General features: G+C 34.5%; 1 protein-coding gene. It reads right to left on the bottom strand.

Going from position 1 to position 348, the window contains the following annotated elements:
- On the bottom strand, window positions 1–348 hold a 348-nt coding region (locus EGD97_RS12315; protein WP_164850227.1), incomplete at both ends, for a hypothetical protein.

Genomic DNA, 348 nt, shown 5'->3' on the forward strand with positions numbered 1-348 from the left:
TGTTCCTAACGGATTGGCAGTAAAAGAGGAATAAATATGAACTATACTATAACAAAATACTCTCAGTACCAGGAAACATACAGGTATTGCCATTAACGGTACAATGTTAAGATTAATGTATACTTTCCCTGACAATTGAGAATCTACAGCAACGAATTTTCCTAACAGCAATCCTAAAAATACAAGTGATATTCCATCCACTATTGGATAAGCAAAAAGTTCGGTCAGTGATGTGCTTGAAACGTGAGGTAAAGGCTCAAATAAGTATATACACCACATCATGCAGAATAAAAAACCGAACATTAAACCTTTTTTAATCTTTGTTCCTGGTAGACGACCCTGTATTAT

The organism is Clostridium prolinivorans, assembly GCF_004011155.1.
Lineage (GTDB): Bacteria > Bacillota > Clostridia > Clostridiales > Clostridiaceae > Clostridium_AT > Clostridium_AT prolinivorans.